This is a genomic window from Jiangella endophytica (assembly GCF_003427025.1).
Lineage (GTDB): Bacteria > Actinomycetota > Actinomycetes > Jiangellales > Jiangellaceae > Jiangella > Jiangella endophytica.
The window spans coordinates 114596-127437 of record NZ_QVAI01000022.1; the positions used below are offsets into that span (position 1 = coordinate 114596).

Genomic DNA, 12842 nt, shown 5'->3' on the forward strand with positions numbered 1-12842 from the left:
GGCCACGGGGCCAGGCTGTGCGGACCACCTGCTCTCCTGAAGGAGTTGGTCATGCGCATCGCCCCAGCGCTCGCCGCGGCCCTCGCTCTGCTCCTCGCGGCCTGCGGCGGCTCCGACGGCGGAGACGGTCCCAGCGAGGCGGGCGGCAACGCCGAACCCGCCGTCGACGGGACGTTCACCACCGCGGTCGCCGCCGACCCGGGCAACCTGCACCCGCATCTGACGGTGCTCGCGGCGACCCGCGCCATCGACAACTACCTGTACGACAAGCTGGTCTACTTCACCACCGACGGCGAGGAACTGCCGTGGCTGGCGGAGTCGTGGGAGGTCACGCCGGAGTCCGTGACGTACACGCTGCGCGACGGCGTCACCTGCTCCGACGGCACGCCGCTGACGGCCACCGACGTGGCGGCGAACTTCCAGTTCGTGGTCGACGAGGCGAACGTGTCGCCGGTGCGGGGTGTGCTGATCCCGCCGGTGCTGACCGCGACCGCCGACGACGCCGCCCGCACCGTCACGCTCACCGCGCCGTCGCCGGACCCGTTCCTGCTGCAGAGCACCGGCGAGCTGTTCATCGTCTGCAAGGCCGGCCTGGACGACCCGTCGTTGCTGGAGGAGGCCGGCATCGGCACCGGGATGTTCGAGCTGACCGACGTGGTCCGCGACGACCACTACACGTTCCAGCGCCGCGACGACTACACGTGGGGCCCGGACGGCGCCACCGCCGACGAGCCCGGCACGCCGGCCACGGTGAACATCCGTGTCATCGCGAACGAGTCGACGGCGGCGAACCTGCTGCTCTCCGGCGAGCTGGACGCCGCCTCCGTCGTCGGCCCGGACCGGCAGCGGCTCGAGCAGAGCTACGAGCAGCTGACCATGCGGGCGGTCGTCGGTGAGCTGTTCCTCAACCAGGCGGCGGGCAACCCCGGCGCCGACGACGCCGTCCGTGCGGCGCTGGCCCAGGCCCTCGACTACGACGAGCTGATGTCGGTGATCACCGGCGGCTACGGACAGCGCTCGGAGTCGCTGGCCATCATCGATCCGCTGGTCTGCCGCTACGACGCCGTCGACGGGCAGCTGCCGGCACCGGACGCCGAGGCGGCCGCGACCGCCCTCGACGACGCCGGCTGGACGGCCGGGTCGGACGGCGTGCGCGGCAAGGACGGCACCCGCCTGGAACTGGAGCTGATCTACAACAGCACCCGCGGCGACACCACGGCCGCGGCGGCCGAGCTGATCGCGTCGACGTGGACCGAGCTGGGCGTCGCGGCGACCACCCGCGGCCTGCCGCCGACGGAGTACAACGAGGTGGTCTTCGGCACCGGGTCGTGGGGCGCCGCGCTGCTGCCGGTGAACCTGCGGCTGCCCAGCCAGATGGTGCCGTTCCTGTCCGGCGCGACGCCGGCCGACGGCGGGGTGAACCTCGCCTCGATCGACAACCCGGACTACGCCGCCGCCGTCGCCGAGGCGATGACGCTGCCCGGCCAGGAGGGCTGCGACAAGTGGATGGAGGCGGAGCAGGCGCTGTTCGCCGCGAACGACGTGCTGCTCTTCGCCGACGAGACCATCCCGCTGTTCCTGGACGGTGTCACGGTCGAACGTGGTGGTGACGGCCCGATTCCGGCGACGATCCGGTTGTCGGCCTCGTGACGGCTCCCGTCGCCGCACCGCCCGCGCCCACGCGGACCCGGGTGTCCGCGTGGGCCGGCAACCCCTGGGCCGGTTTCCTGTTCCGCCGCCTGGGCCGGTTGCTGGTGTCGCTCGCGGTTCTGGTGACGCTCGCGTTCGGGATGATCCACCTGATCCCCGGCGACCCCGTGCGGGCGGCGCTCGGCGTCACCGCGCCGCCGGACCTCGTGGACGCGCGACGGGAGGCGCTCGGGCTGAACGACCCGCTCGGCACGCAGTTCGTGAACTACGTCCGGGCGCTGTTCTCCGGCGACCTGGGCGTCTCGATGACGTCCGGGGTGCCGGTGTCGGACACGATCGGCCAGCGGCTGCCGGCCACCGCGAGCCTCGCCATCGTGGCGTTCGTCGTGGTGATGCTGGCCGCGATCCCGCTCGGCCTGGCCATGGCGGTGCTCACCCGGGGCGGGCGGCGGCGCGGCGCGGAGCTCGGGTTCACCTCCACCAGCGCGGTGGTCGCGGCGATCCCGGAGTTCCTGCTGGCCGTGGGGCTGGTGTTCGTGTTCGGCGTATCGCTCGGCTGGCTCCCGGTGGCCGGGCGGGGCGGCGGGTCGTCGTACGTGCTGCCGGTGCTGGCACTGTCGCTCGGGCCGGCGCTGCTGATGGCCCGCATCGTCCGCGTCGAGGCGCTCGCGGTGATGGACGAGGACTTCGTCCGCACCGCCCGGGCCAAGCGGCTGCCGCCGCTGCGGGTGTACGTGCGCCACGTCTTCCCGAACGCGCTCACCTCGACGCTGACCATCGGCGGCCTGCTGCTCAGCGGCATGATCGTCGGCACCGTTCTGGTCGAGAACGTGTTCGCCTGGCCCGGCATGGGGATGACGATCGTCTCCTCGATCCTGGCCAAGGACTATCCGGTCGTCCAGGGCATCGTGCTGGTCTACGGCGCCGCGGTGCTGCTGGTGAACCTCGTCGTCGACGTGCTGCTGGCGGTCGCCGACCCGCGCTCGACCATCCGGGAGGGCTGATGGGACGCGAACAGTGGCGGGCCGCGCTGCGCAACCCGGTCGGCGCGGTCGCGGCGGGCCTGCTGGTGCTGCTGGCGATCCTCGCGATCGTCGCGCCGATCCTCTGGGGCGACGCGGCCGAGGAGACCGACCCGGCGGCGCTGTCGCAGGGCTCGACGTCGGAGCATCCGCTGGGCACCGACGCGCTCGGCCGCGACATCCTGCTGCGGGTCCTGGTCGCGACACGCTACTCGCTCGGGCTCGCGCTGCTGGCCACCGCGATCTGTGTCACCGCCGGGGTCGTCCTGGGCGTGCTGCCGGCGGTGCTCGGACGGCGGGCCGGCCGGCTGGTGACGGCGGCGGTGAACCTGGCGGTCGCGTTCCCCGGTCTGCTGCTGGCGCTGTTCTTCGCGGTGATCTTCGGGGTCGGCGCCCGCGGCGCCGTACTCGCGATCGCGCTGGCCGGCGCGCCGTCGTTCGCCCGGCTGGTGCAGACGAACGTGGCCGCGGTGGCCGGACGGGACTACGTGGCGGCCGCACGGGTGGCGGGGGTGGGCCGGTTCCGGCTGATCGCCCGGCACCTGCTCCCGAACATCGGCGAGCCCCTGGTCGTCAACGCCACCGTCATGGCGGGCACCGCGCTGCTGTCGTTCGCCGGGCTGTCGTTCCTGGGTCTGGGCGTGCAGCCGCCGGCCTACGACTGGGGCCGGCTGCTCGGCGAGGGGCTGGACCGCATCTACATCAATCCGGCCGCGGCACTCGCGCCCGGCGTCGCCGTCGTCGTCGCCGGACTCGCGTTCACCCTGCTCGGCGAGTCGATCGCTCAGGTGGTCGGCGTGCGGGCGGTGCGCCGCCGGCGCGCACCCGAGACCGAGCCGGCGATGACGGCGGCGGCCGCCGAGCCCGACGGGGACGCCGTCCTCGCCGCCGACGACCTGCGGGTCGCGTTCCCCGCGCGCGACGGCGGCTGGACGCATCCCGTCGACGGCGTCAGCCTCACCGTCCGCCGCGGCGAGACCGTGGGCATCGTCGGCGAGTCCGGCTCGGGCAAGAGCCTCACCGCGCTCGCCGTGGCCCAGCTCGCGCCGGACGCCGCGCACGTCACCGCCGGGCGGCTGGAGGTGGCCGGCGTCGCGCCGCTCGGCCGCACCGGCGCCGAGGTGCGCGACCTGCTCGGCACCCGGGTCGCGATGGTGTTCCAGGACCCGATGACCTCGTTCAACCCGTCGATGCGCGTCGGCCGGCAGTTGGCCGAGGTGACCCGGGTGCACGAGCGGCAGGGCAAGCGAGCCGCCCTGGCCCGCGCCGTCGACCGGCTGCGCACCGTCCGCGTCCCGGCGCCGGAGCGGCGGGCGCACCAGTACCCGCACGAGTTCTCCGGCGGCATGCGCCAGCGGGCGATGATCGCGATGGGCCTGATGAGCACGCCGGAGCTGATCATCGCCGACGAGCCGACCACAGCGCTCGACGTCACCGTACAGCGGCAGGTGCTCCGGCTGCTCAAGGACGTGCAGGCCGAGACCGGCGCGGCCGTCGTGCTGATCTCACACGACATCGCCGTCGTCGCCCAGCTGTGCGAGCGGGTCGTCGTCATGTACGCGGGGCGGGTGGTCGAGGAGCTGCCGGTCGGGCGGCTCGGCGCGGCCGCGCACCCGTACACGCGCGCACTGCTGGCCTCCGTCCCCGACCTCGCGACCGACCGCGACCGGCCGCTGGCCACCATCGCGGGCCGCCCGCCGGACCCCGCGGACCGGCCCGAGGGCTGCGCCTTCGCGCCGCGCTGCGACTTCGCCGACGACGCATGCCGGGTGCGGCCCGGGCTGTCCGCCGTCGCGCCGGACCAGCGGGCCGCCTGCTGGCACCCGCGCAGCCGGCCGCTGGACCTGACGCTGGACGCCGTCACGGGAGGCCAGGCATGAGGGAGCTGTCGTTCGAGGGCACGACGGTCCGGTTCGGGACCGGCCGCTCGGCGCTGACCGCGGTCGACGGCGTCGACCTGGTCGTCCCGCAGGGCCAGGTCGTCGGGCTGGTCGGCGAGTCCGGCTCGGGCAAGTCGACGCTGGCCAAGGCCGCCGTCGGGCTGGTCCCGACGACCGGCGGCGAGATCCGGCTGGACGGCGCCCCGCTGCGGACCGGACGCGACCGGCGCAGGCTGCAACTGGTGTTCCAGGACCCGCACGCCTCGCTGGACCCGCGGATGACCATCGGGGAGTCGATCTCCGAGGCGCTGCCCGGCCGGCGTCGCCGCTCCGCCAGGGCCGCGGAGGTGGCCCGGCTGCTGGAGCTGGTCGGGCTGGACCCGGCCCGGGCGAAGTCGCTGCCGTCGGGGATGTCCGGCGGGCAGCGCCAGCGGGTCGCGCTGGCCCGGGCGCTGGCCGCCGAGCCCGAGGTGGTGCTGGCCGACGAGATCACCTCGGCGTTGGACGTCTCGGTGCAGGGCTCGGTCCTCAACCTGGTCCGTGACCTGCAGCGCGAGCTCGGCCTGACGATGTTGTTCATCTCGCACAACCTGTCGGTGGTGCGCTACGTCAGCGACGTCATCGCGGTCATGTACCTCGGCCGCATCGTCGAGGCCGGCCCGGCCGACGCGGTGCTGTCCGCGCCGCGGCACCCGTACACCCGCACGCTGCTGGACGCGGCGCCGGCGTTCGGCGTCGCGCTGGACGACCCCGTCCCCGCCGACGACCAGCGCCTGGACACCGAGGCGCCGTCGCCGCACGACCCGCCGCCGGGCTGCCGGTTCCACCGTCGCTGCCCGATCGGCCCGCTGACCCGGCCGGAGCGCACGATCTGCGCCGAGACCGACCCGCAGTCCGGCGCGGCAGACCGTCCGCACCGGGCCGCCTGCCACTTCGCCGCCGAGATCCTGGAGGTGCCGGCCCCGTGACATCCGAGCAGACCCGACCACCGACCCCGGACGACGTTCTCGCCCTGGCCGTTCCCGCCGAGCCCGCGCTGTCGCCCGACGGCACGCGCGTGGCCTACGTGCTGAAGGGCAGCGACGCCGAGGCCGACGAGAACGTGTCGTCGCTGTGGCTGGTCGAGACGGGCGGCGGGGAACCGCGGCGGCTCACCCACGGGCGGGCGGACGCGTCGCCCGCGTGGTCGCCGGACGGTTCGTCGCTGGCCTTTCTCCGAGCGGCCGACGGGCCGCCGCAGCTGTGGCTGCTGCCGCTGGCCGGCGGCGAACCGGCCGCGCTGACCGACCTGCCGAAGGGCGCCGGCGCGCCGGTGTGGAGCCCGGACGGCACCCGTATCGCGTTCGCGGCCGTCGTCGACACCACGGGGCAGCAGGACACCGACCCGATCGTGCTGGACCGGCTCGGCTACAAGGCCGACGGCGCCGGGCTGCTGCGCGGCCTGCGTCAGCACGTGCACGTGGTCGACGTCGCGACCGGCACGACGACGCGGCTCACCGAGGGCGACTGGAGCGCCGGGGCGCCGGCGTGGTCGCCGGACGGCGCGCGGCTGGCGTTCTCGGCCGCGACGTCCGCTGACGCCGACCTGACGATGGAGTCCTCTGTCTACGTGATGCCGGCCGACGGCGGGCCGCTGGGCGACCCCGTCGGAGAGCTGCGCGCCGCCGGCCCGGTGACGTGGACCCGGGACGGCGGCGCGCTGGTGGTCGTGGGCATGGCGCGGGCGGCCGTCGGGCACCAACGGCTGTACCGCGTCCCGCTGGACGGCGGCCCGGCGGTTGATCTCACCGCGGACCTGGACCGCAACGTCATGCCCGGCGGGCCCGGCTACCCAGGCGGGCTGCCGCAGCTCGCCGGCGACGGGAGCACCGTCGTGTTCTGCGCCCGGGACCGCGGCTGCACGCACGTCTACGCCGCCGCCGTGGACGGGGGACCGGTGCGGCCGCTGCTCGGCGGCGCCGGCCGAGTCGTATCCGGGCTGTCCGTCGCGGGGGAGCGCGCCGCTCTCGTCGTCGCCGGGCCGGGGTCCTACGGCGAGGTCGCGCTGGCCGACGTCGGGACCGGCGCCGAGACGACGCTGACCGCGCACTCGCCGGCCGACTTGGCGCTGCCGGTCGCGGAGGAGCGGGTCTTCACCGTCTCCGACGGCACCGAGGTGCACGGCTGGCTGCTCCGCCCGGCCGGCGCCGGCACGGGCCGGCCGGGGCCGCTGCTGCTGGACATCCACGGCGGCCCGCACAACGCGTGGAGCCCGGCGCCCGACGTCGGGCACTCGTACCACCAGCAGCTGGTCCGGCAGGGCTGGGCGGTGCTGCTGCTCAACCCGCGGGCCAGCGACGGCTACGGCGAGGCGTTCTTCACCGCCGCCGTCGGCCGGTGGGGACTGGCCGACGAGCGCGACTTCCTGGAGCCGCTGGACCAGCTGGTCGCCGAGGGCGTCGCCGACCCGGACCGGCTGGCCGTCACCGGGTACAGCTACGGCGGCTTCATGACCTGCTGGCTGACCGGCCGGACGGACCGCTTCGCCGCCGCGATCCCGGGCGGCTCGCTGACCGACCTCACCAGCTTCGCCGGCACGTCCGACGCCGGGCACTACCTGGCGGCGTTCGAGACCGCCGTCCCGTTCGCCGACCCCGAGCGCGCCGCCGCGCAGTCGCCGTACACGAACGTCGCCGCGGTGACGACGCCGACGCTGCTGCTGCACGGCCTGAACGACGACCGCTGCCCGCCGGAGCAGGCCGAACAGTGGTTCGCCGCGCTGCGCGCCCGCGGCGTGCCGGCCCGGCTCGTGCTCTACCCGGGTGCGTCGCACCTGTTCATCCTGGCCGGGCGCCCGTCGCACCGGCTCGACTACGCCCGCCGGATCGTCGACTGGGTCACGCAGTACACGTCGAAGAAGGAGAGCCCGATGACGAGCATCACCGCACCGACCCTCGACCGCGACCACTGGCAGCGGCGGCTGGCCGAGCTGGCCGATCGCTACCGCGTCCCCGGCGCCGCCCTGGGCATCGCCCGCGGCGACGAGACCCTGGAGCTGGCGCACGGCGTCACGAACGTCGACACCGGCGTCGAGGCGACTCCCGACACGCTGTTCCAGATCGGCTCCATCACCAAGGTGTGGACGGCGACGGTCGTCATGGCGCTCGCCGACGCGGGCAAGCTGGACCTCGACGAGCCGGTCGTCACGTACCTGCCGGAGCTGCGGCTGGCCGACGAGGACGCCACGGCGCGGGTCACCATGCGGCACCTGCTGACGCACACCAGCGGCATCGACGGCGACTTCTTCCTCGACACCGGCCGCGGCGACGACTGCCTGGAGAAGTACGTCGCGGCGCTGGCCGGGCTGCCGCTCAACCACCCGCTCGGCGCGACGTGGTCGTACTGCAACTCCGGGTTCACCACCGCCGGCCGGGTGATCGAGAAGCTCACCGGCCAGACCTGGGACACCGCGATGCGTGAGCTCCTCTACACGCCGCTCGGGCTGACCCACACGGTCACCCTGCCCGACGACGCGCTGCTCTACCGGACCGCCGTCGGGCACGTGCACGAGGAGGACGAGCCGTACCGGCGCGCGCCGATCTGGGTGCTGCCGCGGTCGGCCGGACCGGCAGGGCTGATCACCGCCACCGTCGCCGACGTGCTGACGTTCGCCCGGATGCACCTGGCCGGGGGTGTGGCCGCCGACGGCACCCGCGTGCTGGCCGAGAGCACGGCCGCCGCCATGCGGGACGAGCAGGTCAGGCTGCCCGACCCCTACACGCTGGCCGACTCGTGGGGACTGGGCTGGTTCCGGCTGGACTGGAACGGCACCCGGCTGTTCGGGCACGACGGCAACACCATCGGACAGTCCGCGTTCCTGCGGGTGCTGCCGGACCAGGATGTCGCCGTCACGCTGCTCACCAACGGCGGGCACACCCGCGACCTGTACGAGACGCTGATCCGGGAGATCTGCCGCGACGTCGCCGGCGTCGAGATGGCCACGCCGCTGTCCCCGCCGGCCGAGCCGGTCGAGGCCGACATCGCCCCGCACGTGGGCACCTACGAGCGCACCAGCGTCCGGCTCGACGTCTGGCAGGCCGAGACCGGGCCGAAGCTGCGGATGACGATGACCCGCGACGTGGCCGGGCTGGACGAGGAGCCGAAGGAGCTGGACCTCGTGCCCGTGCGGGACGGGCTGTACGTGACCCGCTTGCCCGGCAACGAGACGTGGACGCCGGTGACGTTCTACCAGCTGGCCGACGGGTCGCCGTACGTGCATCTCGGGGTCCGCGCGACGCCGAAGGTCGCCTGACGCTGTGGGGGAGGTCGAGGGGGAGCTGCGCGACGCGTTCGCGGCGGCCGGCGTGACCGGGTTCCTGCACGCGACCGACCTCGCCTCGGGTGCCGAGGCGGGCGTCGATCCGGACGCCCCGGTCGTCACCGCGAGCGTGTTCAAGATCCCGGTGCTGGTCGAGCTGTGCCGGCAGTTCGCCGCCGGCGAGCGGGCGCACACCGACCGAATGCGCGTGCCGGCCGGCGGGCGGACGCTCGGCCCGACCGGTCTGTCGGTGATGCTCGACGACGCGGACCTGTCGTTGCGCGACGTCGCGTACCTGATGATGAGCGTCAGCGACAACCACGCGACGGACGCGCTCATGGCGCTGCTCGGCCGCGAGCGCATCAACGCCGGCATGGCGGCGCTCGGACTGCCCGGGACGGTGCTCGAGGAGGACTGCGCCGGACTGTTCCGCATCATCGAGGCGGACGGCCTCGGCGGGGTGCTGGACCCCGAGACGACCAACCGCAGCACACCGCGTGAGACGACGACGCTGCTGCGCCGGATCTGGACCGCCGACGGATTGCCGGAACAGGCCTGCGCCGAGGCCCGCAGAATCATGGGACTTCAGGTCTGGCCGCACCGGCTCACCTCCGGCTTTCCGGACGATGATGTGAAGGTGAGCGGCAAGACCGGCACGTTGTCGCACGTGCGCAACGAGGTGGGCGTCGTCGAGTACCCCGACGGCGCGGCGTACGCGGTCGCGGTGTTCCTGCGGCTGCCCGGGCCTGCGTTCCGCAACCCGGCGGCCGACGCCGTCATCGGCACGGCCGCGCGGATCGCCGTCGACCACCTGCGGGCGGCCCGATGAGCGGCGTCGCGGCGATGACGGCCGACCTGCGGACGCTGGTCGAGTGCGAGTCGCCGTCGGCCGACCGCGCGGCGGTGGCGACGTCCGCGGACGTCGTCGCCGACCTCGGCGAGCGGCTGACCGGCGCGGCGCCCGAGCGCATCGTCGTCGACGGGAGGACGCACCTGCGCTGGCGGTTCGGACCGCCCGGTGTGCTCCTGCTGGGCCACCACGACACCGTCTGGCCGGTCGGCTCGCTGGCCGAGCACCCGTGGCGGGTCGAGGACGGGCGCGCCTACGGGCCGGGTTGCTTCGACATGAAGGCCGGGCTGGTGCAGTTGTTCCACTCGCTCTCGGGGTTGTCGTCGCTCGACGGGATCACCGTGCTGGTCACCGGCGACGAGGAGCTGGGCGCGCTGACGTCGCGGCCGCTGCTGCACGAGGAGGCGGCCCGGGCCGACGCGGCGTTCGTGCTGGAGGCCTCCGCCGACGGCGGCGCCCTGAAGACCGCGCGCAAGGGCGTCGCCTGGTACGAGGTGCGGGTCACCGGCCGGGCGGCGCACGCCGGGCTGGAACCGTGGAACGGTGTCAACGCAGTGGTCGAGCTGGCGCACCAGGTGCTGGCGATCGCCGCGCTGGACCGCGGGCCCGACGGCGCCACCGTCACACCCACCCTGACCGCCGCCGGCACCACCGCGAACACCGTGCCCGCGACGGCGTCCGTGCACGTCGACGCACGGGTTCCGACCGCGGAGGAGCTGCGGCGGGTCGACGACGGCCTGTTCGCGCTCGCGCCGCGGCTGACCGGCGCCGAGGTCGACGTGGTCCGCGGGCCGCGGCACCCGCCGTTCGAGCCGTCGTCGTCGGCCGCGCTGTACGCGCTGGCGTGCTCGGTGGCGGAGCGGCTCGGGCTGGGTCCGCTGGCGTCGGCGCACGTGGGCGGCGCCTCGGACGGCAACATCGTCGCCGGCGACGGCACCCCGACGCTGGACGGGCTGGGCGCCGTCGGTGCCGGGGCGCACGCGCCGGGTGAGTACGTCCTCGTCGACGAGCTGCCACGGCGGGCCGCACTGCTCGCCGGGCTGGTCGACGCCGTCCGCGACGGCTCGTCGTCCAGCACGAACCCGGACGCCGCGGATCGGACCGGACGACCATGACCAGCGTCCCGGAGCGGAGGATCATCGACGACATGGCTGCTCAGCCCGCCACCGTCGCCCGCCTGACCATCCGTGAGCTGTCCGCGCTCAGCGAGCTCGAGGACGTCTACGCGCTGTTCGACCGCATCTGGCAGCCGGACCGGTCCAACCCGCCCGTCACCGTCGAGCACCTGCGCGCGCTCACCCACGCCGGCAACTACCTCGCCGGCGCCTTCGACGGCGACGAGCTGATCGGGGCCTGCGTCGGGTTCTTCGCCGCGCCGCCGGGCCGGTCGCTGCATTCGCACGTCGCCGGCGTCTCGTCCGCCGCCCGCGGCCGGCACGTCGGGTTCGCGCTCAAGGCGCACCAGCGCGAGTGGGCGCTGGAGCGCGGGCTCAGTGAGATCACCTGGACATTCGACCCGCTGGTGCGCCGCAACGCTTACTTCAACCTGGCCAAGCTGCAGGCCCGGCCGGGCGACTACCTGGTCGACTTCTACGGCGACATGGACGACGCCATCAACGGCGGGCAGGGCAGCGACCGGCTGCTGATGCGCTGGCGGCTGGACGCGCCGGAGGTGGTGGCGGCCTGCGCGGCCGGTGGCGGCACCGGGGCGGCCGTGCCTGCCGACGCGGTCGAGGCGCTGTCGGAGTCGCCGTCCGGACGGCCCGTGGTGGCGCCCCGGTCGGCATGGGCGCGGGCGCCGCGGCTCTCGGTCGCGACGCCGCCGGACATCGAGGCGCTACGCGGCGCCGACCCGGAGACCGCCCGGCTATGGCGGGCGGCCATGCGCGACGTGCTCGGCGAGCTGATCGGCGGCGGCGCACGGGTGGCCGGGTTCACCCGCTCGGGGACGTACGTGGTGGAGAGGACGGACACGTGAAGATCACCGGGTTCGAGCTGCGCCGGATCGCGATGCCGCTGGTGGCGCCGTTCCGCACGTCGTTCGGCGTCGAGACCGCGCGGGACGTGCTGCTGGTCCGCGCCGCGACCCCCGACGGCGACGGCTGGGGCGAGTGTGTCGCGATGAGCGAGCCGCTGTACTCGCCGGAGTACGCCGACGGCGCGGCCGACGTCATCACCCGGTTCCTCGCGCCGCGGCTGCTCGCCGCCGGCGAGGTCGGGCCACTGGACGTCGCGCGCCTGCTGGAGCCGGTGCGCGGGCACCGCATGGCGAAGGCCGCGCTGGAGACGGCGGTACTGGACGCCTGGCTGCGAGCCCGCGGCGAGTCGTTCGGGGCGTACCTCGGCGCCGTGCGCGACCGTGTGCCCGCCGGCGTCTCCGTCGGGATCATGGACTCCGTGCCGGCGCTGCTGGACGCCGTCGGCGGCTACCTCGAGCAGGGCTATCTGCGGATCAAGCTGAAGATCGAGCCCGGCTGGGACGTCGCGCCGGTGCGCGCCGTCCGCGAGCGGTTCGGCGACGACGTGCTGCTGCAGGTGGACGCCAACGCCGCCTACACGCTGGCCGACGCCCGCGTCCTGGCGGCGCTCGACGACTTCGACCTGCTGCTGATCGAGCAGCCGCTGGCCGAGGACGACCTGCGCCAGCACGCCGAGCTGGCCCGGCTGCTGCGGACGCCGATCTGCCTGGACGAGTCGATCGAGTCGGCCAAGGACGCCGCCGACGCGCTGCTGCTCGGCGCCTGCCGCATCATCAACGTCAAGCCTGGCCGGGTCGGCGGCTACCTGGAGGCGCGGCGCATCCACGACCTCGCCCAGGCGCACGGCGCCGCGGTGTGGTGCGGCGGCATGCTCGAGACCGGTCTCGGCCGGGCGGCGAACGTCGCGCTGGCGGCGCTGCCGGGCTTCACCCTGCCCGGCGACACCTCGGCGTCGGACCGCTACTTCGCCCAGGACGTCACGGAGCCGTTCGTACTGGCCAACGGGCACGTCGCGGTGCCGGCCGGCCCCGGCCTCGGGGTCGAGCCGCTGCCCGACGTGCTCGCATCGCTGACCACATCGACCACCTGGCTCCCGTCCGCCTGACGCGGCCTCACGGACCCCGCCGGCCGACGGACTCGGGCGGTTTCGTGTAGCGGTGTCCC

9 protein-coding genes are annotated in these 12842 nt (G+C 74.6%); all 9 read left to right on the top strand.

All coding sequences use genetic code 11. The features are described from left to right. Positions 1–51 precede the first annotated feature (51 nt). From DZA62_RS30980 to menC, 9 genes are read left to right on the top strand one after another with little or no spacing between them, the layout of a single operon-like run. The gene (locus tag DZA62_RS30980) at positions 52–1650 is read left to right on the top strand and encodes an ABC transporter substrate-binding protein (RefSeq protein ID WP_116952824.1); all 1599 of its coding nucleotides are present in this window, start codon (positions 52–54) and stop codon (positions 1648–1650) included. After that, the gene (locus tag DZA62_RS30985) at positions 1647–2654 is read left to right on the top strand and encodes an ABC transporter permease (RefSeq protein ID WP_198664383.1); all 1008 of its coding nucleotides are present in this window, start codon (positions 1647–1649) and stop codon (positions 2652–2654) included. The genes DZA62_RS30980 and DZA62_RS30985 overlap by 4 nt, the downstream gene beginning before the upstream one ends. After that, complete coding sequence (locus DZA62_RS30990; RefSeq protein ID WP_116952825.1) at positions 2654–4552, top strand: dipeptide/oligopeptide/nickel ABC transporter permease/ATP-binding protein; 1899 nt, start codon at positions 2654–2656, stop codon at positions 4550–4552. Before DZA62_RS30985 ends, DZA62_RS30990 begins: the two co-directional genes overlap by 1 nt. Beyond that, a complete protein-coding gene (locus DZA62_RS30995) occupies positions 4549–5520 on the top strand; it encodes an oligopeptide/dipeptide ABC transporter ATP-binding protein (protein ID WP_116952826.1) in 972 nt (323 codons plus the stop codon). The genes DZA62_RS30990 and DZA62_RS30995 overlap by 4 nt, the downstream gene beginning before the upstream one ends. Further along, positions 5517–8843 (top strand): serine hydrolase, encoded by a 3327-nt coding sequence (locus DZA62_RS31000; RefSeq protein WP_116952827.1) that lies wholly within the window; start codon positions 5517–5519, stop codon positions 8841–8843. Before DZA62_RS30995 ends, DZA62_RS31000 begins: the two co-directional genes overlap by 4 nt. A 4-nt stretch (positions 8844–8847) precedes the next feature. Continuing rightward, positions 8848–9678, top strand: a complete 831-nt coding sequence (locus tag DZA62_RS31005) for a serine hydrolase (RefSeq protein ID WP_198664384.1) — start codon at positions 8848–8850, stop codon at positions 9676–9678. Further along, complete coding sequence (locus DZA62_RS31010) at positions 9675–10814, top strand: M20 family metallopeptidase (protein ID WP_198664385.1); 1140 nt, start codon at positions 9675–9677, stop codon at positions 10812–10814. Before DZA62_RS31005 ends, DZA62_RS31010 begins: the two co-directional genes overlap by 4 nt. A gap of 32 nt (positions 10815–10846) precedes the next feature. Continuing rightward, a complete protein-coding gene (locus tag DZA62_RS31015) occupies positions 10847–11677 on the top strand; it encodes a GNAT family N-acetyltransferase (protein WP_198664386.1) in 831 nt (276 codons plus the stop codon). Then, positions 11674–12783, top strand: a complete 1110-nt coding sequence (gene menC, locus DZA62_RS31020) for an o-succinylbenzoate synthase (protein WP_198664387.1) — start codon at positions 11674–11676, stop codon at positions 12781–12783. Before DZA62_RS31015 ends, menC begins: the two co-directional genes overlap by 4 nt. Positions 12784–12842: the final 59 nt, after the last annotated feature.

What these genes read in the sequence shown, in the direction of transcription:
- DZA62_RS30980 (WP_116952824.1), top strand. Translation starts at nt 52, where the DNA reads ATGCGCATCGCCCCAGCGCTCGCCGCGGCCCTCGCTCTGCTCCTCGCG.
- DZA62_RS30990 (WP_116952825.1), top strand. Translation starts at nt 2,654, where the DNA reads ATGGGACGCGAACAGTGGCGGGCCGCGCTGCGCAACCCGGTCGGCGCG.
- DZA62_RS30995 (WP_116952826.1), top strand. Translation starts at nt 4,549, where the DNA reads ATGAGGGAGCTGTCGTTCGAGGGCACGACGGTCCGGTTCGGGACCGGC.
- DZA62_RS31010 (WP_198664385.1), top strand. Translation starts at nt 9,675, where the DNA reads ATGAGCGGCGTCGCGGCGATGACGGCCGACCTGCGGACGCTGGTCGAG.
- DZA62_RS31015 (WP_198664386.1), top strand. Translation starts at nt 10,847, where the DNA reads ATGGCTGCTCAGCCCGCCACCGTCGCCCGCCTGACCATCCGTGAGCTG.